Origin of the sequence: Enhydrobacter sp., assembly GCF_030246845.1 — a bacterium.
In the GTDB taxonomy this organism is placed as follows: Bacteria; Pseudomonadota; Alphaproteobacteria; order Reyranellales; family Reyranellaceae; genus Reyranella.
The window spans coordinates 3,687,348-3,713,044 of sequence record NZ_CP126889.1 but is presented as its reverse complement, the minus strand read 5'-3'; the positions used below and the strand labels follow the sequence as shown (position 1 = coordinate 3,713,044).

At 68.0% G+C, this 25,697-nt stretch carries 29 protein-coding genes and 1 riboswitch; of the genes, 15 read left to right on the top strand and 14 right to left on the bottom strand.

What is annotated here, in order from left to right:
• Positions 1-74 precede the first annotated feature (74 nt).
• Both OJF58_RS18585 and OJF58_RS18580 read left to right on the top strand, forming a co-directional pair.
• Positions 75-665: a YdeI/OmpD-associated family protein gene (locus OJF58_RS18585; RefSeq protein ID WP_300779215.1), complete on the top strand. Its 591-nt coding sequence runs from the start codon at positions 75-77 to the stop codon at positions 663-665.
• 134 nt (positions 666-799) lie between these two features.
• Positions 800-2,002 carry a pyridoxal phosphate-dependent aminotransferase gene (locus OJF58_RS18580; protein WP_300779213.1) on the top strand — a complete coding sequence of 401 codons (1,203 nt, stop codon included), beginning with the start codon at positions 800-802 and terminating at the stop codon, positions 2,000-2,002.
• 247 nt (positions 2,003-2,249) lie between these two features.
• Here OJF58_RS18580 and OJF58_RS18575 read toward each other — a convergent pair whose 3' ends face one another.
• The 6 genes from OJF58_RS18575 to crcB (OJF58_RS18555) all read right to left on the bottom strand — a co-directional run bounded on the left by OJF58_RS18575 (position 2,250) and on the right by crcB (OJF58_RS18555) (position 4,629).
• Complete coding sequence (locus OJF58_RS18575; protein ID WP_300779212.1) at positions 2,250-2,618, bottom strand: copper-binding protein; 369 nt, start codon at positions 2,616-2,618, stop codon at positions 2,250-2,252.
• Positions 2,619-2,723: 105 nt separating this feature from the next.
• On the bottom strand, positions 2,724-3,101 hold the full coding sequence (locus tag OJF58_RS18570) for a PIN domain-containing protein (protein WP_300779211.1): 378 nt from the start codon (positions 3,099-3,101) through the stop codon (positions 2,724-2,726).
• Between the two features lie 35 nt (positions 3,102-3,136).
• Complete coding sequence (locus OJF58_RS27170; protein WP_366526781.1) at positions 3,137-3,382, bottom strand: type II toxin-antitoxin system prevent-host-death family antitoxin; 246 nt, start codon at positions 3,380-3,382, stop codon at positions 3,137-3,139.
• A gap of 60 nt (positions 3,383-3,442) precedes the next feature.
• Positions 3,443-3,790 (bottom strand): DUF190 domain-containing protein, encoded by a 348-nt coding sequence (locus OJF58_RS18565; protein ID WP_300779209.1) that lies wholly within the window; start codon positions 3,788-3,790, stop codon positions 3,443-3,445.
• A gap of 12 nt (positions 3,791-3,802) precedes the next feature.
• The gene (gene crcB / locus OJF58_RS18560; RefSeq protein ID WP_300779208.1) at positions 3,803-4,216 is read right to left on the bottom strand and encodes a fluoride efflux transporter CrcB; all 414 of its coding nucleotides are present in this window, start codon (positions 4,214-4,216) and stop codon (positions 3,803-3,805) included.
• On the bottom strand, positions 4,213-4,629 hold the full coding sequence (gene crcB, locus OJF58_RS18555; protein WP_300779206.1) for a fluoride efflux transporter CrcB: 417 nt from the start codon (positions 4,627-4,629) through the stop codon (positions 4,213-4,215). Before crcB (OJF58_RS18555) ends, crcB (OJF58_RS18560) begins: the two co-directional genes overlap by 4 nt.
• Before the next feature lie 68 nt (positions 4,630-4,697).
• Positions 4,698-4,760: riboswitch (Fluoride riboswitch) on the bottom strand.
• A 72-nt stretch (positions 4,761-4,832) separates the two neighbouring features.
• Here crcB (OJF58_RS18555) and OJF58_RS18550 point away from each other — a divergent pair.
• The 3 genes from OJF58_RS18550 to chrA all read left to right on the top strand — a co-directional run bounded on the left by OJF58_RS18550 (position 4,833) and on the right by chrA (position 7,856).
• Complete coding sequence (locus tag OJF58_RS18550) at positions 4,833-6,152, top strand: LLM class flavin-dependent oxidoreductase (protein ID WP_300779205.1); 1,320 nt, start codon at positions 4,833-4,835, stop codon at positions 6,150-6,152.
• 148 nt (positions 6,153-6,300) lie between these two features.
• Positions 6,301-6,675: an SgcJ/EcaC family oxidoreductase gene (locus tag OJF58_RS18545; RefSeq protein ID WP_300779204.1), complete on the top strand. Its 375-nt coding sequence runs from the start codon at positions 6,301-6,303 to the stop codon at positions 6,673-6,675.
• Positions 6,672-7,856 (top strand): chromate efflux transporter, encoded by a 1,185-nt coding sequence (gene chrA, locus OJF58_RS18540; RefSeq protein WP_300779202.1) that lies wholly within the window; start codon positions 6,672-6,674, stop codon positions 7,854-7,856. Before OJF58_RS18545 ends, chrA begins: the two co-directional genes overlap by 4 nt.
• A 40-nt stretch (positions 7,857-7,896) precedes the next feature.
• On the opposite strand, the gene OJF58_RS18535 is transcribed toward chrA, so the two are convergent.
• Positions 7,897-8,694: a class I SAM-dependent methyltransferase gene (locus tag OJF58_RS18535; protein ID WP_300779201.1), complete on the bottom strand. Its 798-nt coding sequence runs from the start codon at positions 8,692-8,694 to the stop codon at positions 7,897-7,899.
• A 169-nt stretch (positions 8,695-8,863) separates the two neighbouring features.
• Here OJF58_RS18535 and OJF58_RS18530 point away from each other — a divergent pair, with 169 nt between their 5' ends.
• Positions 8,864-9,586 (top strand): winged helix-turn-helix transcriptional regulator, encoded by a 723-nt coding sequence (locus tag OJF58_RS18530; protein ID WP_300779199.1) that lies wholly within the window; start codon positions 8,864-8,866, stop codon positions 9,584-9,586.
• 21 nt (positions 9,587-9,607) lie between these two features.
• Here OJF58_RS18530 and OJF58_RS18525 read toward each other — a convergent pair whose 3' ends face one another.
• Both OJF58_RS18525 and OJF58_RS18520 read right to left on the bottom strand, forming a co-directional pair.
• A complete protein-coding gene (locus OJF58_RS18525) occupies positions 9,608-10,795 on the bottom strand; it encodes an MFS transporter (protein ID WP_300779198.1) in 1,188 nt (395 codons plus the stop codon).
• A gap of 152 nt (positions 10,796-10,947) precedes the next feature.
• A complete protein-coding gene (locus OJF58_RS18520; protein WP_300779196.1) occupies positions 10,948-11,535 on the bottom strand; it encodes a c-type cytochrome in 588 nt (195 codons plus the stop codon).
• A gap of 128 nt (positions 11,536-11,663) precedes the next feature.
• On the opposite strand from OJF58_RS18520, the gene OJF58_RS18515 reads away from it, so the two are divergent.
• The 5 genes from OJF58_RS18515 to OJF58_RS18495 are packed head-to-tail and all read left to right on the top strand — an operon-like array spanning position 11,664 to position 15,559.
• Positions 11,664-11,948: a hypothetical protein gene (locus OJF58_RS18515; protein ID WP_300779195.1), complete on the top strand. Its 285-nt coding sequence runs from the start codon at positions 11,664-11,666 to the stop codon at positions 11,946-11,948.
• Positions 11,945-12,388, top strand: a complete 444-nt coding sequence (locus tag OJF58_RS18510) for a periplasmic heavy metal sensor (RefSeq protein WP_300779193.1) — start codon at positions 11,945-11,947, stop codon at positions 12,386-12,388. The genes OJF58_RS18515 and OJF58_RS18510 overlap by 4 nt, the downstream gene beginning before the upstream one ends.
• Positions 12,385-12,975 (top strand): RNA polymerase sigma factor, encoded by a 591-nt coding sequence (locus tag OJF58_RS18505; RefSeq protein ID WP_300779192.1) that lies wholly within the window; start codon positions 12,385-12,387, stop codon positions 12,973-12,975. The genes OJF58_RS18510 and OJF58_RS18505 overlap by 4 nt, the downstream gene beginning before the upstream one ends.
• A 44-nt stretch (positions 12,976-13,019) precedes the next feature.
• Positions 13,020-14,825, top strand: coding sequence for a copper resistance system multicopper oxidase (locus tag OJF58_RS18500; RefSeq protein WP_300779191.1), 1,806 nt, complete (start codon positions 13,020-13,022; stop codon positions 14,823-14,825).
• The gene (locus OJF58_RS18495) at positions 14,822-15,559 is read left to right on the top strand and encodes a copper resistance protein B (RefSeq protein ID WP_300779190.1); all 738 of its coding nucleotides are present in this window, start codon (positions 14,822-14,824) and stop codon (positions 15,557-15,559) included. Before OJF58_RS18500 ends, OJF58_RS18495 begins: the two co-directional genes overlap by 4 nt.
• Positions 15,560-15,907: 348 nt before the next feature.
• Here OJF58_RS18495 and OJF58_RS18490 read toward each other — a convergent pair whose 3' ends face one another.
• The 5 genes from OJF58_RS18490 to OJF58_RS18470 are packed head-to-tail and all read right to left on the bottom strand — an operon-like array spanning position 15,908 to position 20,319.
• A complete protein-coding gene (locus OJF58_RS18490) occupies positions 15,908-16,684 on the bottom strand; it encodes an ABC transporter ATP-binding protein (RefSeq protein ID WP_300779189.1) in 777 nt (258 codons plus the stop codon).
• A 2-nt stretch (positions 16,685-16,686) separates the two neighbouring features.
• Entirely contained in the window at positions 16,687-17,727 is a 1,041-nt protein-coding gene (locus OJF58_RS18485) for an ABC transporter substrate-binding protein (protein WP_300779188.1), read from the bottom strand.
• Positions 17,728-17,746: 19 nt separating this feature from the next.
• A complete protein-coding gene (locus tag OJF58_RS18480) occupies positions 17,747-18,520 on the bottom strand; it encodes an ABC transporter permease (protein ID WP_300779186.1) in 774 nt (257 codons plus the stop codon).
• A 12-nt stretch (positions 18,521-18,532) separates the two neighbouring features.
• The gene (locus tag OJF58_RS18475; protein WP_300779184.1) at positions 18,533-19,366 is read right to left on the bottom strand and encodes an alpha/beta fold hydrolase; all 834 of its coding nucleotides are present in this window, start codon (positions 19,364-19,366) and stop codon (positions 18,533-18,535) included.
• A complete protein-coding gene (locus OJF58_RS18470) occupies positions 19,363-20,319 on the bottom strand; it encodes a cupin domain-containing protein (protein WP_300779183.1) in 957 nt (318 codons plus the stop codon). Before OJF58_RS18470 ends, OJF58_RS18475 begins: the two co-directional genes overlap by 4 nt.
• 223 nt (positions 20,320-20,542) lie before the next feature.
• On the opposite strand from OJF58_RS18470, the gene OJF58_RS18465 reads away from it, so the two are divergent.
• From OJF58_RS18465 to msrP, 4 genes are all read left to right on the top strand, one after another.
• Positions 20,543-21,484 carry a LysR substrate-binding domain-containing protein gene (locus OJF58_RS18465; protein ID WP_300779182.1) on the top strand — a complete coding sequence of 314 codons (942 nt, stop codon included), beginning with the start codon at positions 20,543-20,545 and terminating at the stop codon, positions 21,482-21,484.
• A gap of 456 nt (positions 21,485-21,940) precedes the next feature.
• Complete coding sequence (locus OJF58_RS18460; protein ID WP_300779181.1) at positions 21,941-24,016, top strand: elongation factor G; 2,076 nt, start codon at positions 21,941-21,943, stop codon at positions 24,014-24,016.
• A gap of 115 nt (positions 24,017-24,131) precedes the next feature.
• Positions 24,132-24,254 carry a hypothetical protein gene (locus tag OJF58_RS18455; RefSeq protein ID WP_300779180.1) on the top strand — a complete coding sequence of 41 codons (123 nt, stop codon included), beginning with the start codon at positions 24,132-24,134 and terminating at the stop codon, positions 24,252-24,254.
• 329 nt (positions 24,255-24,583) lie between these two features.
• Complete coding sequence (gene msrP, locus OJF58_RS18450) at positions 24,584-25,558, top strand: protein-methionine-sulfoxide reductase catalytic subunit MsrP (protein ID WP_300779179.1); 975 nt, start codon at positions 24,584-24,586, stop codon at positions 25,556-25,558.
• The last annotated feature ends 139 nt before the right edge of the window (positions 25,559-25,697 follow it).

The following is a 25,697-nucleotide window of genomic DNA, read 5'->3' as shown; positions in this document are numbered from 1 at the left end:
TCGCTGCGCTCAGGATGACAGTGGTGTTGAATGATTGAGTACATCAGATATCAGGCGCGTTCACGAGGATGAAGATGGCCGAGCACAAGGGACTGCCGATCCAAACGTTCGCCGATCGGGCCGCCTGGGAGAAATGGCTCACCAGCAACGGCGCGCGCTCATCGGGCATATGGATGAAGCTCGCGAAGAAGACCAACCGCAAACCCACGATCGCCAAAACAGACGCGATCGAGGCCGCGCTGTGCGTCGGCTGGATCGACGGCCAACTCGACCGGTTCGACGACGTCTTCTGGCTGGTCCGCTTCACGCCGCGCGGGCGGAAGAGCCGATGGTCGCAGATCAACCGAGACACGGCACTTCGCTTGGTCGCGGCGGGAAAGATGAAGCCTGCGGGACAGGCCGAGATCGATCGCGCGAAGGCGGACGGTCGATGGGACGCCGCCTACGCGCCCCAGAGCAGGGCCGACGTGCCGGATGACCTCGAGAAAGCACTCGATGCCAAACCCACGGCCAAGGCGTTCTTCGCGACGCTGAAGGGCGCTAACCGGTACGCCATCCTCTACCGCATCCGCACCGCGAAGACGGAGAAGACGCGCGCGGCAAGAATCGAAAAGTTTGTCGCCATGCTGGCTCGCGGCGAGACAATCTATCCGCAGAAAGGGTGAGCCGACCCTAGGGCCGGTACGGCGCGAGCCTACGAGAAATCGTCCCTTATCCCCCTTCCCGCCTTGCGGTCACCGGGCAGCGCCAGTAGCTTCGCGCCCGCGCAAAACCCGCCTGAAAGGAGGCGTCTGTCGTTATGGCGTTCATTGCCGACCGTCTTGGCCGTATCAAGCCCTCTCCGACCAATGCCGCGCAAGGCAAGTTCCTGGAGATGAAAGCGGCGGGCAAGGACGTGATCGGCCTCGCCGCGGGCGAGCCCGATTTCCCGACGCCCGACCACATCAAGGAGGCGGCGATCGCTGCGATCCGCAACAACGACACCAAGTACACCGCCGTCGCCGGCACGCCGGCGCTGCGCCAGGCGATCGTCGGCAAGATGAAGCGCGACCACGGGCTCGACTACAAGCCGTCGCAGACCGTCGTCACCTCGGGCGGCAAGCAGATCATCTTCAACGCCATGCTCGCCACGCTCAATCCGGGCGACGAGGTGATCATCCCCGCGCCTTACTGGGTTTCCTATCCCGAGATGGTGCTGGTGGCCGACGGCACGCCAGTGATCGTGGATTGCCCCGAATCGCAAGGCTTCAAGCTCAGGCCCGAGGCGCTGGAGCGCGCCATCACGCCCCGCACCAAGTGGCTGATCCTGAACTCGCCCAGCAACCCCACGGGCGCGGCCTACACCCATACCGACCTGCGCGCGCTCTGCGACGTGCTGCTGAAGCATCCGCAGGTCCATGTGCTGACCGACGACATGTACGAGAAGCTGGTCTACGACGACTTCGAGTTCGCGACGCCGGCGCAAGTCGAGCCACGGCTCTACGACCGCACGCTCACCATGAACGGCGTCTCCAAGGCCTACAACATGACCGGCTGGCGCATCGGCTATGCGGCGGGGCCGCAGAAGCTGATAGACGCCATGATCACGGTGCAGAGTCAGAGCACGTCGAATGCGAGCTCGATCAGCCAGGCGGCGTCGGTCGCGGCGCTGAACGGCCCGACCGACTTCATCCCGAGGAACGTCGCCGTCTTCAAGCAGCGGCGCGATCTCATCGTGTCGATGCTGAACCAGTCCAAGGGCCTCAAGTGTCCCAGGCCGGAGGGCGCGTTCTACGTGTACCCGTCGTGTGCCGGCACGATCGGCAAGAAGACGCCCGACGGCAGGACGATCGCCAACGACACCGACTTCGTGAACTACCTGCTGGAGGCCGAGGGCCTTTCGGTGGTGCAAGGCTCGGCCTTCGGCCAGGGCCCGGCCTTCCGCATCTCCTACGCCACCGCGACCGAGCTCCTCGAAGAAGCCGGCCGCCGCATCCAGCGCGCCTGCGCCGCGCTGGGGTAGGTAAGAAAATCGAACGCAAACCCAGAACGGCCAGCCCCTTCGCAGGACCGGCCGTTTCCGGTTATAGGCATGAGCGCCACTGGCGTTGCGCGCTCCCATGAGCGAGCAAGGGAGCGCGCCACCAACAAGACGCAAGAGCAGACGACCAGTGTCGTGTCATCCCGAGCGAATGCGAGGGATCCTTTATCAGCGCCAGCCAAAGATCCCTCGCTCCGCTCGGGATGAAACGAAGTCCGCGGCAACACCCTCAATTGCTGTGCTCGATGCGAGTGACGACGTAGCTCTTGCCGTCGCGCTCGAGACGGAAGCGGATCTTGTCGCCGGGCGCCAGGCCGTAAAGAAGGCCGGGATCGGCGACCTTGAAGATCATCGTCATGCGCTGCAGGTAGAATTCCGCGATCGGCGCGTGCTCGATCTCGATCTGACGGGCATCGCGGTTGATCGCCACGATCTTCCCCGCGGCAAGCGGCCCGCCTTGCGACGCCAGGGCGGCGAGCATGTCGTCGGCTTCGTCATCGGGACCGGCCGCCAACGAGGACGACGCCGGCAGCGCCGAAGCCGGCAGTGCAAGGGTGAGGACGACGGCCAGGGATCTGAGAAAAACGCTGCGCGCCACGTCGCTGTCCTTGCTCTCCCGAAGTCTCGTTCGCCACGGCCGGCAGTGGGGAGATGGTTGCGCCGCCGCCCGAGGTCAAGACTTGTGGCGTGCGATTGGTGCGAGTCAGGACAGGATGCGCAGAGAGTGCACGCGAGAGAAATCGCGGTCGTGCGTCGCCAGCGCTGCCGCATTGATCGCAAGAGCGCTCGCTGCCGGTACGGCATCCGCCAGCTTGAGCCCGAGGGAGGCCCGCAATCTGGCGGCGCTTTCCGCGATGTCGATATCGAGCGTGACTGGCTGCGACGACTCGAGAATCGAACGATAGCGTCGTGCCAGCGCCTCGTCCCCCGCCTCCAGGGGGCCAGCCGGCACTTCAGCGATTGAAACCGTCGTCACCGCAAAGCGCAGCCGCCCGCGGGCATGTGCCTCGAAAAGGGGCCTGAAGCGCGGCCCGAATCGGGGATGCGCCTCGAGAACGTAGATGATCGGCGCCGAATCCATGAGGACAAGCGCACCGTCCGCGAGATCGGAGAAGTCTAACGGCTCCACTCGTCACGGAGCTCGCGGAGCGAATGCGCCCTGCCCTTGCGCCACAAGCCGCGGCCGGAGCCGGCGACCGGAAGCAGCGGCTGCTGACGGGCTGCCAAGCCATACGATTCGATCGGCACCAGCGCCGCGATCGGCCGGCCATGTCCGGTGATAATGGTCGACCGTCCCTTCTCTGCTGCCGCGAGAAGGTCCGGAAGCTGGTTACGGGCTTCCTCCGCACCTTTGCGTACCATGGGCCACCGATCGGTTTCCAGGATAGACCGTGCAGCACTGTACGGACCTCGCCAAACGCCCTACTCGGCCGTCTCGGTGCCGTATTGCAGGACCTGCACGTTCTCGAGAGTCACGAGGCCACTGCTCGCGCTCATCATGGTGTCGAGCACGGGGAGGAAATCGGCGATCCTCTGCGGGCTGTCGACGATCTCGACGACAAGCGGCAGGTCGCCGGAGAGGCGCAGGATCTTGGCGCTGTGCAGGCGACTCGAATGGCCGAAGCCCAGCCCGCCGCGCAGCACGGTCGCGCCGGCGACGTGCAGCTCGCGCGCCTTCAGCACGATCGCCTCGTAGAGCGGCTTGCCGTCGTGACGATCGTCCTCGCCGATGAAGATCCGCAGGAGCTGCGCTTGCTTGGGAAGTTGCATGGAGGGACCCCGTTACCGATTGAGGCGCTCGGCCAGCGCGTCGCCGAACCAGACGGCGATGAACCAGGACACGAGCGAAACGACGATGTAGGCCACGGCGCGGCGAAGATGGCCATCGGCGAAAAGGTGAAGCGCCTCGAGGCTGAATGTCGAGAAGGTGGTGTAGCCGCCGCACAGCCCGGTCATCACGAACTGCCGCGTGCGCGGCCCGGCGAACAGCCGTCCGTCGGGTGCGGTCAGCGCGGCGAAGAATCCGATGATGAAGCATCCGCCGATATTCGCAAACAGCGTCGGCCACGGCAGGTCGGCGAGCGTCTGCGGCAGGACGAGCGCCACCACCCAGCGCATCAGGCTGCCGAAGATGCCGCCTGCGATCACGGCCGCGTAGAGCGCGAGCCCGCTGGTGAAGGCGGTCCAGCGCCTCATGGCGCCCCGCCCGCGAGGAGCACCTGCCCGACCGCGAAGCCGCCGGCGACGGCGCCGAGGCACAGCAGCAGCGACAGGACGACGTAGCCCAGCGCCAGCCGCCTCTCGCCGTCGCGCACCAGCGCCCGCGTCTGCAAGGCGAAGGAGGAGACGGTGGTATAGGAGCCGAGAAAGCCGGTGGCCACGATCAGCCAGAAGGCCGAATCGCCCGGCAGGCCACGCAGCGTCGCCAGGCAGCCGACCACGCCCATGACGCCGCAACCCGTGACGTTCACGACCAGCGTGCCCCAGGGAAAGGTCTCGCCCAGCCTTCGCGCGACCAGCCCCGAGACGAAGAAGCGTGCGGGCGTCCCGACGGCCGCGCCCAGCGCCACCAGGAGAGCGTCCGTCAGCCATTCCGACGGCGACGGCATCCTACGGCGCGGCCATTTCGACAAGCGTTCGGCGACATCCGGTCATGGGCTCTCCTACCGCGTTCCAGCGTCCGGCAGGAGTCATCAGCCCTTCAAGGCGGTTGTCGGGGGACCCCATCCCCATCGTTGCAGCCACGCTATCGGAGTTGCCGCCTGCGGTCAAAGCGCCATGATCGCCGCCTCGAACGCGAGGAGAAAGCGGCATGCGCAAGGCGACCATGCACCTGGCGCAGTTCCTGTGTCACAGCCCGACCTATCACAGCCTCGCCATGTGGCGACATCCGCGCACCGCCGCCGCCGGCTACGACTGGAAGCGGCCCGAGCTTTACCAGCACATCGCGCGTGTCTGCGAGCGCGGCCTGTTCGACATGGTATTCTTCGCCGACCTCAACTACATCTCCGACACCTACACGGGCTCGCTGGCGCCAGCGCTGCGCAACGCCACGCAGGCGCCCGAGCACGATCCCATCCCGCTCCTCTCCTTCATGGCCGCCGTCACCGAGCGCATCGGGCTCGGCGCCACCTACTCGGTGAGCCACCAGCATCCGTTCCATGCCGCGCGGCTGTGGGCCACGCTCGATCACCTGACGCGCGGGCGCGCGGCCTGGAACGTCGTGACCGCGCTCAACCACAACCAGGCCGCCAACTACGGCGAGGACTACAAGCCCACCGACGACCGCTACGACCGCGCGCACGAATTCATCCAGGTCTGCCGCAAGCTGTGGGAGAGCTGGGACGAGGATGCGGTCGTCATGGACCGCGCCGCCGGCATCTTCGCCGATCCCGCCAAGGTCCATCGCATCGAGCACGAGGGCCGCTATTTCAGATCGCGCGGGCCGCTCAATGTCGTGCGCTCGCCGCAGAACGGACCGGCGATCCTGCAGGCCGGCACCTCCGGCAAGGGTCGCGACTTCGCCGCCCGCTACGCCGACGCCGTGTTCGCCATCCAGCCCAACCTCGCGGGCGCGAAGGAACTGCGCGACGACATCAAGCGCGCCGCGGTCGAGGCCGGCCGACGGCCCGACGCCGTGAAGCTTCTGTTCGGCGTGCAGCCGATCGTCGGCCGCTCGCGCGCCGAGGCCGAGGACAAGCAGGCCGAGCACAATGCGCTGGTGCCGCTGGAGGGCGGGCTGGCGATCCTGTCGGGCCATCTCGACTTCGATCTCTCGACCCTGCCGCTCGACACGATCATGGCGCATCGCACCGAGCCCCGGCTGCAGCGCATGCAGACGCGCTATCGCACCATGACCGGCGAGTTGCTGACGCTCGAACAGGTGGCGCGCAACCACGGCCAGAGTGTCGGCCTGCCGCAGATGGTGGGCACGCCGGCCGAGGTCGCCGACCAGCTCGAGGCCTATTTCGATGCGGTGGGCGGCGACGGCTTCATGCTCTCGCCGATCTATACGCCGGGCGCCATCGAGGAGTTCGTGGATTTGGTCGTGCCCGAGCTGCAGCGCCGCGGCCGCTTCCGCCGTGCCTATGCCGGCACGACCCAACGCGATCACCTGAACCAGGAGTCATAGGAGCGCGCCCTTAGCGAAAAAAGTTCCGTGTCATCCCGAGCGTAGCGAGGGATCTTTTGCGGCGCCGATCAAGGATCCCTCGCTGTCGCTCGGGATGACACGGAAGTTCTTGTTGAAGGCACGCTCCTATGAGAAGGGAGTTTCCACGATGACCGAAGACGAAAAGGCAATCCGTGAGGTCGTCGAGACCTGGATGAGCGCGAGCAGGAGCGGCGACATCGCCGCCGTGCTCGGCCTGATGACCGACGACGTCGTCTTCATGGTTCCGGGCCGGCAGCCGTTCGGTAAGGACGCGTTCGCCGCCGCCGCCAAGAGCATGAACGGCGTGAAGCTGGACGGCACGAGCGAGATCGTCGAGCTTCAGGTGCTCGGGGGCTGGGCCTATATCCGCAACCATGTCGAGATCACCATGACGCGGCCGGACGGCAACGCGGTCCGGCGGTCCGGCTACACTCTCACCCTGCTGCGCAAGGAGGCGGATGGCCGGTGGCGACTCAGCCGCGACGCCAACCTCGTGACATGAGGGATTCCCTCTGGACCGTCTTCCTCGCCTTCCTGCGGCTCGGGCTCACCAGCTTCGGCGGGCCGGTGGCGCATCTCGGCTTCTTCCGCGCCGAGTTCGTCGAGCGGCGGCGCTGGCTGGGCGAGGACCACTACGCCGACATCGTGGCGCTGAGCCAGATGCTGCCGGGACCGGCCAGCAGCAAGGTCGGCATCATGATCGGTGTGCTGCGCGGCGGCATTCCGGGCGCGCTGGCGGCGTGGCTCGGCTTCACCATGCCCTCGGCGCTGGCGCTGATCGCCTTCGGCTACGGCGTGGACGCGCTGGGCGATCTCGCGGGCGCCGCCTGGCTGCACGGCCTCAAGATCGTCGCTGTGGCGGTGGTGGCCCAGGCGGTGTGGAACATGGCGCGCACCCTCTGCCCCGACCGCGAGCGGCTGGCGATCGCGGCCGCCGCCACCGTGCTCGTGCTCGCCCTTCCCTCGACGCCGGGCCAGGTGGGCGCGATCGTGCTGGGCGGGCTGATCGGCTGGCGGCTGCTGCCGGGCGAGACGATCGCGCTCAATCCGCTGCCCTTGCGCCTCGCCAGGGGCTGGTCGATCGCGGCGATCGTGCTCTTCTTTGGCCTGCTGGTCGCTTTGCCGCTGGCCGCCGCCTCGACCGGCAGTCACCTGGTCGCGCTGTTCGACGCCTTCTACCGCTCGGGCGCGCTGGTATTCGGCGGCGGCCACGTCGTGCTGCCGTTGCTGCAGGCCGCCACCGTGCAGCCGGGCTGGGTCGGCAACGACGCCTTTCTCGCGGGCTATGGCGCCGCCCAGGCGGTGCCGGGGCCGCTCTTCACCTTCTCCGCCTATCTCGGCACGGTGATGGGGCCGCCGCCCAACGGCTGGACCGGCGGACTCTTCTGCCTCGCCGCGATCTTCCTGCCGGCCTTCTTCCTCGCCATCGGCCCGCTGCCCTTCTGGAACTGGATCCGCACGCATCCGATGATGCGGTCGGTGCTGAAGGGCGTCAACGCCGCGGTGGTGGGGCTGCTGCTGGCGGCGCTCTACAACCCCGTCTGGACCAGCGCGATCCACGGCGCCGGCGACTTCGCCATCGCGGTCGTGGCGCTGCTGCTGCTCGGGCCATGGAAGATGCCACCCTGGCTGGTCGTGATCCTGGGCGCGCTGGCGGCGGCGACGCTCGGCGCGATCGCGTGAGCGAGACCGGCTTCCGCCGGATCCGTTTCCGTCGGTCCCGCTAGGCGGCGATCGTCAGAAGGCGCGCCGGCGCGCTGAACGCCACCGACCCGTCGCCGAGCTCGAAGCCGGCAAGCGCCTTGCGCGCCTCGGCGAGAAGGAGTCGATACTGGTCGTCGTCGATCATATCGGCCAGCGTCCATCCCTTTATGTCGGTGCGCACCCAGGCTTCGAGGGACGGGAACCGCGCCATGACATCGAACGTCTCGAGATCTGCCTCCTCCAGGCCGGCGTTCGAGACCGTGTCGTGCAGCGCATCGGGGTCGCCGAGTGCGAATGGCGCCCGCAGCGCGTCGGCCACCCGAGAGCCGAACAGTCGATCCAGCAGGGCAACCATCGCGGCATAGCCCGGCGAGCGGCCCAGCACGTCCCACACTGCCACGCGCACCTGCCCGCCCGGCCTCGCCACCCGATGCATCTCCCGCAGGGCAGCCGCACGGTCGTCGAAGAACATGAGGCCAAACTGACAGAAGACATGATCGAAGCTCCGATCGGCGAACGGCAGCGCCTCCGCCAGGCCGAGCCGCCAATCGACGCCGGGCGCGAGGCGCCTCGCCACCGCCAGCATCCCCTCGTTCCGGTCGAGGCCGACCACCTTCCCGGCAGCGCCCACGAGCGGCGCGACCTGCCGCGCCAGCACGCCGGTCCCGCAGGCGACATCGATCACCTGCTGCCCGCGGCGCACGGCCGCGCGTCTCACCACGTGTTCGGCCGGTCGACGAAAGAGCGCCGGCACGAAGAATTCCTCATAGATGTCCGCTGCGCTCCGGCTGACCTGGCCCTGCTGCGCCCGATCCATGACGCCCCTCTCCTGCATTTGCGGCTGGCGTACTTGGCCGACGCCGTCCGCTCCGACGAAATCCGCCCTGGCCGGCAAAAGCTGATGACCTTTCGGCAGTCCGACAACTCCATAGAATGGAGTCCGGCATTTCCTCGAGGCCGGGTGCCCAAGGCAGAGGAGGCGAATCATGAAAGGATACGGCCAGTTTTGCCCCGTCGCCAAAGCCGCCGAGCTGTTCTGCGAGAGATGGACGCCGCTCGTCATTCGCGATCTCGCGTGGGGCGCGACGCGATTTTCGGAGCTGCAGCGCGGCGTCCCGCTCATGTCGCCCACATTGCTGTCGCGTCGCCTCAAGCAGCTCGAGGCGGAGGGTATCGTCGAGCGCAGGCCGGCATGCAACGCCAGGACGTCGACCTATCACCTGACCCCCGCCGGCCGGGAATTCGTTCCCGTGATCGACGCTCTGGGCGTGTGGGGGCAGCGCTGGACACGACGCCAGCTCGCGGCTGCGGAGATCGATCTCGGCCTGCTCATCTGGGCCCTCGAGCGCAGTGTCTACGCCGGCGCGTTCGGCGCAGGGCGCACGATCGTGCGGCTCGAGCTCACGGATCAGCCGGCCGGCAAGCGCGTCTGGTGGTTCCTCAACGAGAACGACGCGGTCGAGCTATGCGTGGAAGACCCCGGATTCGACACCGATCTCTACCTGGCTTGCACCTTGCCCGACATGATCCGTCTGGTGCGCGGCGACCTGACGTTGTCGCATGCATTGTCGTCGGGCCGGCTGGAAGCCCACGGCGACACAGGCAGGGTGCGCGCGCTCAAGGCCTGGCTTCATCTGAGCCCGCTCGCATCGGTCGAATCGCAGCGCAACGGGACACGGCCCGGCAAGGAGCGGCCGGGCCCGACGTGAACCCGACCTTCGGCGGCGTCGCTATGTCGCGTGAGCAGCCTCGTGCCTCCGCGCGATCACGAACAGCGGCAGCGACGCGAGCTGCGCGGCGACGGCGAAGATCACGAGCGCCAGCCACGATCGGTCGTAGAGCAGGCCGGTCGCGATGCTGCCGACGAGCCAGCCGACGCCATAGCCCGTATAGAAGAGGCCGAAGGCGAGATTGCGCCGGCCTTCCGGCAGCAGGCCGGCCACCACGGCCTTGAGCAGCGTGTCCTGCGTCGCATAGCCCACGCCCCACAGCGCCATCGCGATCAGGAGCGGCGCCAGCCCGCCCGCGAAGGCAAAGGGCGTGAACAGCGACGACAGCCCCACGGCCGCGAGCAGGGTCGCAAGCGGCGCGCGATCGTAGAGTCGGCCCAGCGCCACATTGGCGACCACGCCGCAGGCGGTCGACAGCGCCAGCAGCAGCGGGATCCAGGGCGCGGCAACGGCGCCGGTCGTGGACAGGTGATAGGCGACCAGCTCGTAGCTCAGGAGACCCGCCGCGAAGCAGGCGCCGGCCGCCATGTAGAGATAGTAGGCGCAGCCGAAGCCGCGCGCCGTCGCGGTCGGCCCTTCCTCGAGGCGCGACGGCAGCGGGAATTTCAGGCGCGCCGCCGCCAGGAAGCCAATCGCGAGCACGCTCGATACGAGGAGCAGCGCGTATCCGGTGCGATAGTCGCCCTTCAGCATCAGCACGGCCCCGACCAGGAGCGGGCCCAGAGTCGCCCCTGTTTCGTCGAGCGCAGTGTTGACGGCATAGACCCAGCCGCGCCCGTACCGGGCCGTCGTGTAGGAGAGCATGGCCTCGACGGTCGGCTTGCGCAGCGCACGGCCGATGCGTTCGGCGAAGATCAGGCCGGCCGCCACGTACCAGTTGCCGGCCAGCGCCATTGCCGGCACGGCGAACAGGTTGAGCGCATAGCCCACGAAGGTGACCAGCCAGTATCGACCCGTCCGGTCGGCGATTCCGCCCGCGACCGAGCGCAGGGCGTAGCCCAGGAACTCGCCGAGCCCGGCGGTGATGGCGACGGCCGCGGCGCCGGCGCCAAGCGAGCCCATGAACTGCCCGTTCATCGCCCCGCCGCCCTCGTAGGTCATGTCGGCGAAGAGATTCACCATCCCCATCGTCAGCACGAAGACGAAGGCAGGCGACGCCGTTGCCGATGAGATGCGCGCTGGCGCCATGGCCACTCCTGTCAGCGCGCCAACGGTCGGTCCGGTTTCAGGTTCCCTTGCCCGACCTTGAGCGCCATTGGAGGGGCGCGCTCGGATGAGCACTCAGGAGCGCACGCAACTCCGGTTGCGCTCGTGAGATGCGGACGCCGGCAGAAGCCCTTTCAGTGCGGCTGCTCATGGCCGTGATCGCTGTCGTCGTCCTGCATCATGTGTTCGTGCGCCTGGCCGGCCTCCTTGATCGCTGCCTGGTAGTCGGCGGCGGAGAGCGAGGGCAGCTTGTCGATGAAGGCCACCATGTCCCAGATCAGCTCGTCGCTGTGCGTCGGGCCCCAGGCCGCCATGCCCGACATCTTGATGCCGTGCTTGATCACCCAGAATTCCTGCTCGGGCGTGAAGCCGGCCGGTCGGGTGAGCAGCGGCGGGCGGGGATAGAGGCCCTGGCTGATCTCGGTGGGCTGCATACCGGGCGCGAGATGGCAGCCGCTGCACATCTCGGCATACAGCCCGGCGCCCGCCGCGACCCGCTTCGGATCGTCGAGATCGGCGGGGCGAACCACATCTTCGGCCCGAACCGCGACCGACCGCGCCCGCACGGCATCGAGCAGGTGCAGGACCGGCTCGGAATGCGGCGCGTCGGCCGCGACATCGTACAGGCCCGACTGGACGAACAGCGTGATGCCGCCGACGCATACGATCGCCAGCACGATCAGGCCCAGCCCCCATCTTGGAAAGATGCGCCTTGCCGCCATGGCCTGATCCTCCGATCTCCTGTTCCGAGTTCGATACGCAGGGATGCGCCCGATCCCTCTGGAGGCCCGATCCCTCTGGAGGGAAGTGCCGTGCCATCGCGTATATAGGCAGGGAACAAGGAGCCCGCATGATCGACGACGACATCGCCAGGCTGGTCGAACGGGAGCGCAGCCCCGATCTCGGCCGCCTGGAGGCCGATATCTGGCGCCGGGAAGCGGCGCTGCAGGCGCGCCGGCGGACGACGCGGCGCGTGGCGGCGTGGCAGGCTGCAGTGATGCTCGCGGCCGTGGTCGGAAGCGCGGGCGCGGGCTTCGCCTACTCGGCCCATCCAGCCGAGGCGCGGCATGCCGCGCTGATGATGCCGGGCGAGCGGCTGGCGCCCTCCTCGCTCCTGCTCGGCGGCCACCGATGAAGAACCCCTGGCGCACCTTCCTCGTCATGCTCGTCGTGACGGTGATCGCCGCGGCGGCCGCAGGCTGGGCCGGCGTCCAGTACGGGCTCGACCGTGGCGATGGCACAGCCGACCTCGACGCCGTCATCCATCACGATCTTCACTTGACCGCCGAGCAGGACCGCGCGATCCGCAAGCTCGAGGCCGATCTGGCCACGGACCGCGCCGACCTGCAGGCGAAGATGCGCGCGGCCAACCGCGAGCTCGCGGCGGCGATCACCGAGCGCCACAGCTACGATGCGCAGGCAAGGGAGGCGGTGGAGCGGCTGCACGCGGCGATGAGCGCGCTGCAGGAGAAGACCATCCGGCACGTGCTGGCGATCCGGGCGCTGCTGACGCCCGAGCAGGCGCGCGACTTCGACGACAAGGTGTCGAAGGCGCTGGGCGCCGCGCCTTCGTGACGGCGGACGATCCCGAGAGCGACGAGGCCCTTGCCGCGCGCGCCGGGACGGGCGACCGCGCCGCCTTCGACACGCTCGTGCGTCGCCACAAGGACGCCCTTTACGGCTTCGTGCGGCGCTACCTCGGCTCGGCCGACGAGGGCTACGACGTCCTGCAGGAGGCCTTTCTGTCGGCCTGGCTCGCCCTCGGGCGCTACGATCCGTCGCGGCCCTTCGCGCCCTGGCTGCGCACCATCACGCTCAACAAGTGCCGCGATGCGGGCCGGCGGCGGACGGTGCGCCGGCTCTTCCTGCGCGCCTTCGCCCGTGAGACCGCCGACGAGCGCACGACGGTGCAGGTCGATGCCGAGCGCGACGCGGCGGCCGTGCTCGACCGGCGCCTCGCCCGGCTCGACCGCGCCATCGCCGACTTGCCGGCGCTCTACAAGGAACCGCTGCTGCTCACGACCGTGAGCGGCCTCAGCCACAAGGAGACCGCGGCGATGCTCGCGACCACCCCGAAGGCCGTCGAGATGCGCCTCGCCCGGGCGCGTGCGCGCCTGGCTGCAGCTCTTTCTCCTCGTCCCCGCCAGGGGCGAAAGACATGAAGAGGGATCGGCGGGAGGCGCGCGTATAGGGCGAGGAGGTCGTGATGGACAAGGTTGAACTGCTCGGACGGCGACGCTTCGTCGAAGGGCTTGCTTTGACGACGGGACTTGCGGCGCTGGGTGCATCCCGCACGCGCGCCGCTGCGCCGCTCGCGATGTTGCGCGGCGACCGCATCGATCTCGCGATCGGGCCGACCCCTGTCGACTTCACCGGCCGCGCCCGCATCGCGACGGCGGTGAACGGCCTGGTTCCGGGACCGATCCTGCGCCTGCGCGAGGGCGACACGGTCACGCTGAACGTCACCAACCGGCTCGACGAGCCGACCTCGATCCACTGGCACGGCATCCTGCTGCCCAATCCGATGGACGGCGTGCCGGGCCTCACCTTCCGCGGCATCATGCCGGGCGAGACCTTCACCTACCGCTTCCCGGTGCGGCAGGCCGGCACCTACTGGTACCACAGCCACAGCGGCATGCAGGAGCAGACCGGCCTCTACGGCCCCCTGATCCTCGAGCCGCGCGGCAGGGAACCCTACAGCTACCAGCGCGACCATGTCGTGATGCTGTCGGACTGGACCGACGAGGACCCGATGACGGTCCTGTCCAACCTCAAGCAGCAGAGCGACTACTACAACTACAACCAGCGCACGCTCGGCACCTTCGCGAAGGATGCCCGGCGCGACGGGCTCGGCGCCACGATCGACGACCGGCTGATGTGGGGCAAGATGCGCATGAGCCCGACCGACCTCATGGACGTGTCGGGCGCCACCTACACCTTCCTGATGAACGGCCAGCCGCCGGCCCGGAACTGGACCGGCCTGTTCACGCCCGGGGAGAAGGTGCGCCTGCGCTTCATCAACGGCGCGTCGATGACCACCTTCGACGTGCGCATCCCCGGCCTCACGATGACCGTCGTGCAGGCCGACGGCTCCGATGTCGAGCCGGTCGAGATCGAGGAGTTCCGCATCGGCGTCGCCGAGACCTACGACGTGATCGTGACGCCGCGGCAGGACGCCTGCACCATCTTCGCCCAGGCGCAGGACCGCAGCGGCTATGCCCGTGGCACGCTGGCCGTCCGCGAGGGCCTTGCCGCGCCGATCCCGCCGATGGATCCCCGGCCGCTGCGCACCATGGCCGACATGGGCATGAACCATGACATGAAGAGCACGCCTGCCGTGGACAAGGGCGGCATGGATATGGGCGGCATGGATATGAGCAAGATGACGCCGGAGGAGCACAAGCACCACATGACGATGATGGCCCCTCCATCGCACGATGCCATGTCGCACGGCGCGAAACCCGGCGACAATATCCCGACCAGCAACGCCGACGGCATCGATCCCGGCACGCTCGCCGGGCAGGCCGGGGTCGACAATGTCGCGATGCAGACCAGGGACAGGCTGGGCGAGGCCGGCATCGGCCTCGACGGCAATGGCCGGCGCAACCTCACCTATCGCGACCTCGAAGCCCGGCGGCCGCATCGCCGGAGCCTGCCGCCCACGCGCGCGCTGGAATTCCATCTCACCGGCAACATGGAGCGCTTCCTGTGGGGCTTCGACGGCAAGAAGTTCTCGCAGGCCGGACCGATCCGCGTGGCGCTGGGCGAGCGCATCCGCTTCGTGCTGATCAACGACACGATGATGGAGCATCCGATCCATCTGCACGGCTATCTGTTCGAGATCGAGAACGGTCGGGGCGATCGCCTGCCGCTCAAGCACACGGTGAACGTGAAGCCGGCCGAACGCATGAGCTTCGTCTTCACCGCCGATGTGCCCGGCCACTGGGCCTTCCACTGCCACCTGCTCTATCACATGGAAGCGGGCATGTTCCGCACGGTGCTGGTGGCATGACGCGGCGCTGCACGGCCGCGCTGGCGGCGCTGGCCCTGGCCGCCCTCTCCGTTCCGGCGCGGGCACAGACGCACGAGGCGGCGCCGTTCGGCATGCCGGTGATGGACCGGCACGTCTTCTATCACGCCCTGCTCGACGAGCTGGAAGGCCGGTTCGGCAGCGACCAGAGCTTCCGCTGGGAGGGCGAGGCGTGGGGCGGCACCGACGAGAACCGCTTCTGGCTGAAGAGCGAGGGCACTCTCACCAACGGCCTGCTCGACGACGGCCGGCAGGAGCTCTTCTTCAGCCGCGCCGTCAGCACCTACTTCGACGCCCAGATCGGCGCGCGCTACGACCTCGATTCCAGGCCGGGCCGCGGATGGGTCGCGTTCGGCGTCGAGGGACTGGCCCCGCTCTTCTTCCATGTCGCGGCGACCGGCTATGTCGGCGGCGACGGGCGGCTCGCGGCACGGCTCGAGGGCAGCTACGACCTGCTGCTCACCCAGCGTCTGATCCTGCAGCCTAGGCTCGAGATGAACTTCTACTCGCAGGACGACCCCATCCGCGAGGTCGGCGCCGGCCTCTCCGACCTCGAAGCCGGCCTCAGGCTGCGCTACGAGATCACGCGCAAGGTGGCGCCCTATATCGGCGTCTCCTACGAGGGCAAGTACGGCCGCACCGCCGACTTCGCCCGCGCCGCCGGCGATCCGACCGACGCGGTGCGCTTCGTCGTCGGCCTGCGCTTGTGGCTGTAGGCTTGCTCATTGGAGCGCGCCGCCCAACGAGAAGAAGACCACGCTTCCAACCATTCGTGTCCCGAGCAAAGCGAGGGATCTTTGGCTGGCGCCGATCAAGGATCCCTCGCTCGCTGCGCTCGGGATGACACAGCCTTGGTAAGACGTAAGCATCACTGGAGTTCGTCACCGGCCGCGCCGGCCCTCGGGGATAGAACTGCGCCGCCTGCCACAAATGGGTGTCATCCCGAGCAAAGCGAGGGATCTTTCGCAGCGCCGATCGAGGATCCTCGCTGCGCTCGGGATGTCATCGAGGTGGCTAAAGCGCACCACTTCTTTCCTGATGGTGCGTTCCTCTGAATGGCAGCGTCAGTCGTGGACGCCCAGCATGGCGCTCAGCTTGCGCACATATTCGCCGAAGGCGGGCGTGGTGCGGATGCTGGTCTGGCGCGGGCGCGGCAGGTCGATCGCCACGTCGGCCAGGATCGTGCCCGGCCGCTCGCTCATCACCAGGACGCGGTCGGCCAGGAACACCGCCTCGGCGACGCTGTGGGTGATGAGCAGCGTCGCCTTCTTGGTCTCGCTCCAGATGCGCATCAGCTCGACATTCATCTGGTCGCGCGTCAGCGCATCGAGGGCGCCGAACGGCTCGTCCATCAGCAGGAAGGGCGGATCGTAGATCAGCGCCCGACAGAGCGCGGCGCGCTGCTGCATGCCGCCCGACAGCTCGCGCGGCCGGGCCCTGGCGAACGACTCCAGCCCGGCGAGCTTCAGCAGCGCCATCGCCTTGTCGGTATAATCGCGGCGCCTGAGCCCGAGCGCGTCGATCGGGAACAGCACGTTGTCGAGGATGGTGCGCCACTTCATCAGCACCGGCGACTGGAACACCATGCCGATGTCGGGCGTCGGCCCGGTCACGGGCTCGCCGAAGCGCCTGACGCTGCCCGAGGTCGCGGGCTCGATGCCGGAGATGACCTTGAGCAGGGTCGACTTGCCGCAGCCGCTCGGGCCGACCAGCGTCACGAACTCGTGCCGGCCGACCGTCACGTCGACGTCGGTGAGGGCGAGCGTGCCCTTGCCGTCGCGCCCGTAGCGCTTGCTGAGGCCGGCGATCTCGATCGCCGGTGCGGCGGCGGCGTCGATCATTGTCAGGCAGCCTTGGTCGGCTTGTGGCCGGACGTCACATAGTCGTTGGTGAAGATGTCGGCCGGCTTGACCTCGGCGGCGAGGCCGAAGTGCGCCTTCATCGCCTCGATGGTCTTCGCCATCTTGGCCGGCTCCATCGGTCCGATGCCGTGCTTTGCCACTTCCGGCACCATCAGATGGGCGATCGCCACATCGAGGCCCTGCCGCGTGAGCTCGGGATCGAACTGCGGATTGTGCTTCAGGAAGATGCGCACCGCCTCGTCGCGATTGTCGATCGAGAAGACCATCGACTCGACCAGCGCGTCGTTGAAGTTCTTCACCAGCTCCGGATCGCTCTTGATGACATCGTCGCGCGTCGTGACGCCGTTGCTGTAGATGTCGAGGCCGAAGTCGGCGAGCAGGATCTGCGACACCTTCTTGCCGAGCTTGGCCGCGCCCTTCTCGTAGACCGGGAAGTTGACGGCGTAGTCGCAGGTCGCGCCGACCTTGCCGGAGAACAGCAGCGTGCGCTTGTTGGTCGAATCGGTGGTGACCCACTCGACCTTGCCCAGGTCGACGCCGTTGGGTTTGGAGATTGCAATGAACCCCGTGCGTACCGAGTCGCCCGGCGCGGCAGCGATCTTGCGGCCCTCCAGATCCTTGGGTCTGGTGACCGGCGGATCGCCGAAGCCCACCAAGGACATCATGTTCTTGTAGGCGACCATGCTGGTGAGCTTGAGCGGCAGGCCCTTGCCGCGCGCGAGCACCGCCACACCGGCGTCGATGAAGGCGAAGTCGGCCGCCTTGGAGACCAGCCGCTGCGCGGCGTCGGCCGAGCCCTTGGCCGATCCGAACGTCACCTCCAGCCCGCGCTTGGCGAAGTAGCCGTTGTCGATCGCCGGATAGAACAGCGCGTGCTTGGAATAGGCCGGCACGTCGAGCAGGAAGGTGACGTTCCTGGGCGATTGCGCGCGCGCATGCCGTGCGGCGAACGGCGCCGCGAGGCCGCCGGCCGCGACCATGGCCGAGAACGCGCGACGCGACAGCAGGCTGGATTTCGACATGGCAACCTCCGGGGCGAAATCAGAGCTCGATCTGGATGGCGGCCTCTTCGGACCACGGAACGACGAAGCGCTCCAGGAGCCGCAGGACGCCGAACAGGGCGAACGTCATCAGGGAAAGCAGGAGAATGGCGGCAAAGGACATGGCGGTGTTGAACTCCGAATTGGCCACGATCAGCGTGTGACCGAGCCCCGCCTCGCTCGACACGAACTCCGACACCACGGCGCCGATCACCGACAGCGTCATGGCGACCTTCATGCCGGAGAAGATCGACGGCGCGGCATGCGGCAGGCCGATCATCAGGAACTCCTTGAGTCTCGGCGTGCGCAGCACGCGCGACAGCAGGATCAGGTCGCGGTCGACCGAGGTGAGGCCCAGCACCGTGTTGATGACCACCGGAAAGAAGGCGATCGACGCCACCACGACGACCTGGAACTCCAGTCCGAAGCCGAAGAACACGATCAGCACCGGCGCCAGCGCCACCTTGGGCACGCCCTGCAGCAGCAGGATCAGCGGATAGATGGTCTGGCGGCAGATCCTCGAATAGGCGGTGACGGTGCCGACCAGGATGCCGACCACCGTGGCGGCGACGAAGCCGATCAGCGTCGAGCGCAGCGTGACCGCACTCTGCACAAGGTAGAAGCCGGGGTGCCGCGCGATCTCCTTCAGCACCGCATAGGGTGCGGGCACCACGTAGTCCGGGATCGCGAACACGATCGACGCCGCCTGCCACAGCACCAGCACGGCGAGCAGCGTCAGGAATCCCGACAGGACGGCGGATGGTTGCCTCGACATGGTCGGTTCCGCCTAGGAGCGCGCCGTCGCGAGGAACTCCGCGACGATCGAATTGAAGGCCTGCGGCTGCTCGAGATAGAGCGCATGACCGGCGTTGGGTATGACCGTCACCCGCGCGCCGGGCCGGAGCGCCGCCACCTCCCGGTTCTTCGCCGGCGGCGTGACGACATCCGCGTCGCCATAGACGATCTGCACCGGCAGATCGGCCGGCAGCCGGACGATATCGGCCTTGATGTCAGCCCTCGATAGCATGCGCGCCGCCTGGGCGTAACCGTCGGGCCGCACCGAGGCCATGATATCGACCACACGCTGCAGGATAGCCGGCGCCGCTCCGGGAGCGACCAGGCGCGGTCCGCGCCGGCGCGCCATCTCGGCGGGGCCGAGAGTCGCGACATCGTTGACGCGCTGGTCGAGCAGCCGTCGGCATTCCCCGGCCGGCAGCAGGCCGTGGCCGGCCGCGACGCTGCACAGGCTGAGCGAGCGCACCCGCTCCGGATGGCGCACGGCGAAGCGCGCCGCCATCAGGCAGCCCAGCGAATGGCCCAGCAGATGACAGGCCTCGATCCCGAGATCGTCGAGGAAGGCGGCCAGCCGCGCGGCATAGTCGTCGGCACTCGGGGCTTCGGACGACAGCGCCGTCGAGGCACCATAGCCCGGCGCATCCCAGGCGATCACCCGCCAGCAGGCCGAGAGCCCGTCGAGCTGGTCGCAGAACGAGCGCGCGGCCGAGCCGATACCGTGCAGGAGCACCAGCGGCTCGCCGCGGCCCGCTTCCAGATAGGTGATGGCCGCGCCACCGGACGCGCGCCGGCCGGCCTCACCCGTGGCCTCGCGGGCGAGGCTCACGCCGCTTTGAAAGTGACGGTCTCGGGCTTGGGCGTGCCCACGACCATTGTGAACTCGGCGTCCGTCGCGCCGTCGTTGCGGAAATAATGCGGCCGGCCGGCCGGATTGAAGATGAGGTCGCGCGCGCCCAGGCGCTGCTCGACGACCTTGCCGTCCTCCTCCCAGCCGACGGTGATCGCACCCTCGATGACGAAATAGACGTCCTCGACGTCGCGCGCATAGGGCGCGACCGCCTTGCCGCGCGGCAGACGGACCAGATCCATGCGGTAGTGCTGCGGCGGCGCGCCGGTGCCGCCGACATAGTTCATCACCGCGAAGCCCGCCTCGTTCCAGACCGGCGTGCGGTCGCGGTAGCGAATGACGTGGGAGGCCATCTCCTTGTGCCGGAAGTCGTCACTATCGGGTCGAAACGGCTGGATCTTGTCCGGCGTCGGCGCGCCGAAGCGGCGCGACAGCTCGAGGTCCTTGCTCTTGGGATGGCAGACATAGACGGGCGCCAGCGGCGTGCCGCTGCCGACCGTGATCTGCATCAGCACCGGCTCGATGCCGTCGTTGCGGAAGCCGTGCGGCCGGCCGAGGCTGTTCAGCACCAGGTCCTTCGGCCCGAGCCTGGCCTCGATCACCTCCTCGCCCCACACCCAGCCCACCGTCAGCACGCCCTGCAGGACCATGAAATGCTCGACGATCTCGTGGGAGTGCGAGGCCGCGAACTTGCCGACCGGCTGGTTGACCAGGCTGAAGGTGAAATGCTCGGCCCTGAGGGTCGAGGGATCGTCGCTCTTGGGCGAGCCGCCGGCGCCGACATAGCGGAGCTGGGCGCGCTGCAGGTCGGCAAAGCCGCGGCTGCCGGGAAAGGCGTCCCAGTCGAACGTTTTTTCGGTGTAGCGGCCGATCAGGCCCCGCATCTTGCGTGCGAGGTCCGCGGCCGACGGGTTCTTGCTGGCGTCGGGCATGGGCTGTTTCCTTCCTTGGGCGCGGGCCATAACGCAGGCCCGCTTGCAACCGCAAGCACAATGGACTTAACTTTTAGTTAACTCGCGCCACGATCGACAAAGGTCCCTCGGCCTTCGGCCTCGGGATGACACAGTTTTTCGCGTCCGAACTGACGTGTCATCCCGAGCGAACGCGAGGGATCTTTCACGGCGGCGCTCGGAACTGACACGGTTCGGGACACCCATGCTCTCCACGGCGATCACGACCCGCCATTTCGAGATCTTCCTGACCATGATCCTGAGCCGCAACATGTCGGAGGCGGCGGACAAGCTCGGCATCTCGATGGCGGCGGTGAGCAAGAGCCTGAAGGGCCTCGAACGGGAAACCGGGCTGAAGCTGTTCCGCAACGCCAACGGCCGGCTTGCGGCGACCGCCGAGGCCGAGCGCCTGCTGCCCTTCGCCCAGCGCGCCGTGGACCACCTCGACCGCGCGCGCCATGCCGCCCACGCACTGCGCGGCGGCGACATCGGCCAGATCGTGGTCGGCACGGCGGGACCGGCGCTGGTATCGGTCCTGCCCGTCGCCATCGAGGATTTCCATCGGCGCTGGCCGGACGTGCGGATCGAGATCGCGATCGACACGACACGGCACCTTCTCGACAAGGTCGCGGCCAACGAGGTCGACCTCGGCGTCGGCACGCCGATCGTGAAGAACATCGACGCGCGCGTGATGCAGCTCTGCGTCACGCGCGATCTCTGCGAGACCGCGCTCGTCGCCGTCCTGCCGCGACGCCATCCGCTCGGGCGCCGGAGTGCCATCCGCGCCAGGGACCTCGCTGACCAGTCGTTGATCGGCCTCGCCGAGACCTCGGCGACGACCCAGCTCATCGCCGCCGCCTTCCAGCAGGCCGGCATCCCCTACACCACGCCCATCGTCGCCGCCAACGCGATCGGTGTCTGCAGCCTGGTGCAGCAGAGCGTGGGCATCGGCCTCATGAACCCGCTGATGCTGGCGCAGGAGATCTTCCCGGGCGTCGTCGTGCGGCCGTTCCGCCCGCGCATCGTGCTCAGGACCTGCCTCTACTACTCCAAGGTTCACGCCCCCGCGCCGGCCGCGGTGCGCTTCATCGACTGCCTGGAGCGCGCGGCCAAGGGCCTCGCTGTACGGTTGCGCTCACAGACGTAAGCCGCTCATGCCGCGCCGCTGGAGTTCGTCACCGACCGAGGGCAGACCTCGGGATTGAAACGGATGCCTTGGATCTCAACAGGCCGTGTCATCCCGGGCGCAGCGAGGGTTCTTTGGCTGGCGTCGATCAAGGATCCCTCGCATTCGCTCGGGATGACACGACCGTGGCTGGACCGCGCTCCGATGAGCGCCTTCGCAAGATTCTTCCTGTGACCGCTGATTGACTCGCTCTCGCCGGAGTGAAAGCATTTCGTCGAAAAGGGGCTTCGCTCCGATCGAGGCGCCGCGGGTCGATCATCCTGCGTTCGCGTCACGGCCGAGAGACCAAGAGTAGCGACCGTCCACGGACGCTGGAGCAGCCTGCCGGTCCTGCGCGCGGTCACGCCAGGGCCGTCCGTTCGGGAGACGTCTTCCGGAGCTTCCAGGCGCGCGCTCGCGCGGAAGGAGGACGACGTCATGACCGACCTCACCACCGGAACAGTGCTCGGAGGCAGACCAGGCAGCGGCGCGCACCGCGTGGTGGCGCTGTGCGGGCCGTATCTCTCTGGCAAGACCAGCCTGCTCGAGAGCATCCTCTACGCGACGGGGGCCATCGGCCGGCGCGGCTCGACGCGCGCCGGCACCTCCATCGGCGACGCCTCGGCCGAGGCGCGCAAGCGCGGCATGGGCACCGAGATCAACATCGCCTCGATCGACTATCTCGGCGATCAGTGGACCTTCGTCGACACGCCGGGCTCGATCGAGCTGCAGCACGACGCGCTGGCGGCGCTCGCCGTCGCCGATGCCGCCGTCCTGGTCTGCGAGCCCTCGCCCGAGCGGGTCGTGGCGCTGACGCCGCTGCTGAGATACATCGAGGACAACCTCATCCCCCACCTGTTCTTCGTCAACAAGATCGACTCGGCGGAAGGCCGCGTGCGCGACATGCTGGCGGCGCTGCAGACCGTCTCGTCGCGCAAGCTCGTGCTGCGCCAGGTGCCGATCCGCCGCACCACCGCCAACGGCGGCGAGGAGACGGTGGGCTATGTCGATCTCGTGAGCGAGCGCGCCTACCGCTACAAGTCGAGCGGCGCCTCCGACCTGATCGAGATGCCGGCCGAGATCCTGCCGCGCGAGAGCGAGGCCCGGCGCGAGATGCTGGAGACGCTGTCGGAGTTCGACGACACGCTGCTCGAGCAGCTCATCGAGGATGTGGCGCCCGAGAAGTCGCTGATCTACCGCGACCTGCACGACGAGTTCGGCGCGCAGAAGATCGCGCCCGTCCTGCTGGGCGCCGGCGATCGCGAGAACGGCGTGCGCCGCCTCCTGAAGGCGCTGCGCCACGACACGCCCTTCGTCGCCGAGACGGCCAAACGCCGCGACCTGCCCTCGAACGGCGCGGCGATGGCGGAATGCTTCAAGGTCCTGCATCAGGCGCATGCCGGCAAGCTCTCCATCTGCCGCGTCTGGTCGGGCACGATCGGCGAAGGCCAGAGCCTCGGCGGCCAGCGCGTGGGCAGCCTGTTCCGGCCGTTCGGCCAGCGTCTCGACAAGGTGGCCGAGGCCAGGGCCGGCGAGATCGTGGCGATCGCCAAGATGGAGGCGCTGTCGTCGGGCCAGTCGCTCTCGGGCGCCGGCATAAGTCCGGTGGCCGACTTCCCCATTCCCGAGCCGCCGGTGTTCGCGCTCGCGCTCGCCGCCCGGAACCGCAACGACGAGGTGAAGCTCTCGGGCGCGCTGCAGAAGATCGTCGAGGAGGATCCGTCACTCGCCTACGAGCAGCGGGCCGAGACGCACGAGCTGCTGCTGAAGGGCCAGGGCGAGACGCATCTCAAGGTCGCGATCGACAAGCTCGCCGGCCGCTACAACATCGCCGTCGACACCCATCCACCGCGCGTCGCCTACCGCGAGACCATCCAGGCCGGCGCGACCCAGCATGCGCGCTACAAGCGCCAGACCGGCGGGCACGGCCAGTTCGGCGACATCAAGATCGAGATCCGGCCGCTGCCGCGCGGCTCGGGCTTCCGCTTCGTCGACAAGATCGTGGGCGGCGTCGTGCCGCGCAACTTCATCCCCGCCGTCGAGGAGGGCCTGCGCGACTATCTCAAGGAAGGCCCGCTCGGCCAGCCGGTGGTCGATCTCGAGGTGACGCTGGTGGACGGCCAGTACCACAGCGTCGACAGCTCGGAGATGTCGTTCAAGATGGCGGCGCGCATCGCCATGACCGAGGCGATGCCCAAGTGCAAGCCGGTGCTGCTGGAGCCGATCCTGAAGGTCACGGTCGCCGCCCCCAGCGACGCGACGTCGCGCATCCAGCGGCTGATCTCCGGCCGCCGCGGCCAGCTCCTGGGCTACGACGCCCGCACGGGCTGGAACGGCTGGGACGAGGTGTCGGCGCTGATGCCCGAGGCCGAGGTCGCCGACATGATCGTCGAGATCCGCTCGGTGACGCAGGGTGTCGGCACCTGGCACGCCACCTTCGACCATCTGCAGGAGCTGGTCGGCCGTACCGCCGACCGCATCGTCGAGGAGACGAAGAAGCGCGCAGCGGCATAGGGTGCGTCTTCGTGTCGGGATGACACCGTTTCACAAGCCGGTGAGCGGGGTTTCACCGCTGCCGCGCGACGCGCATATTGGCCTCGTGGGAGAGCTTCCGCGAGGAGAGGCAACAATGCTGAAGAGACGGTCTTTGACGATGGGCGGGCTCGCTCTCGCGGCCGCGTCGTCCTGGATGGGCGTCGGTCGTGCCCAGGCGGGTCGTCCGATGCTGGTGTTCGTCGGCCACGAGCTTTGAGGCGGCTGCAAGATCTGGCGTGCCCAGTCCGAACCCGCTTTCCTGAAGTCCGCGGCCTTCCAGAAGCTGGACTACCGCGTCGTCCATCCCGCCAACCTGAGCCTGATCCTCGAGGAGAAATACTGGCCGCCTGATGCGCGCTGGATTCTCGCCGATTTCCTGGCGAGCGACGAAGGCAAGCAGCACGGCGACTGGACGCCCCGCTTCATCCTGGCGCAGGACCGCAGGATCGTCTTCACGGCGACCGGCAACGAGGGCTGGAAGCAGAAGATGTGGCCCAAAATCCTCGAGGTGACAGGCACGAGCGCATAGCGCGCGAGGAGCAGAAGATGTTGATCAAGCGCAAGCAGGGCTGGGAGCTGCCCGAGCGGCAGGCGGCGCCCGAAGGACTTTATCTCGACCGCCGCCGGCTCGTGCAGGCGATGGGGCTGGGGCTCGCCGCCTCGGCCGCCGGGCTGGCGCTGCCCCGCGCCGTCCTGGCCGACGACAAGGCCGCCGATCCCACCGCACATCTCTATCCGGCCAGGCGCGACGACAGGTTCGGCGCGCCTTCGCCCGTGACGCCGGAGCGGTTGCCGATCACCTACAACAACTACTACGAGTTCGGCACCGACAAGAGCATCTGGCGGGCGGCGCAGAAGCTCGATATCCGGCCGTGGACCATCAAGGTCTCGGGCAAGGTCGAGAAGCCGTTCGAGATCGGCTTCGACGAACTCATCGCCAAGCTGCCGATCGAGGAGCGCGTCTACCGGCACCGCTGTGTCGAGACCTGGTCGATGATCGTGCCGTGGAGCGGCTTTTCGATGAAGTCGCTGGTCGAGTTCTGCAAGCCCGCCGGCAATCCCAAGTACGTCGCCATGAAGACGCTGCACAAGCCCTCGGTCATGTTCGAGCAGAAGGACCCGCTGTGGCCGTGGCCCTACACCGAGGGGCTGGCGATGGACGAGGCCATGCACGACCTCACCTTCATCGCCACCGGTCTCTACGGCAAACCGATCGTGAAGCAGAACGGCGCGCCGCTCAGGCTGGTGGTGCCGTGGAAGTACGGCTTCAAGAGCGTGAAGGCGATCGTCAGCATCGAGTTCACCGACAAGCGGCCGGTCTCGTTCTGGGAGGCACTGCAGGACAACGAGTACGGCTTCTGGGCCAACGTGAACCCCGCCGTGCCCCACCCGCGCTGGAGCCAGGCGACCGAGAAGCCGCTCGGCAGCGACGAACGCATCCCCACGCAGATCTACAACGGCTACGGCGAGTTCGTCGCCAGCCTCTACACCAACCGCAAGTCCGAGAAGCTGTTCATGTGATCCGTGGAGCGCACCACTCCGGTGGCGCTCCTGCTCTGCGGACCGCGCGCATCCTGCGCGCTCATGAGCGGGCTGGACCCTTCGACAAGCTCAGGGCAGGCGCCCGCGGTCCCGAAGATGGCGCTCCTATGAGCCGCAT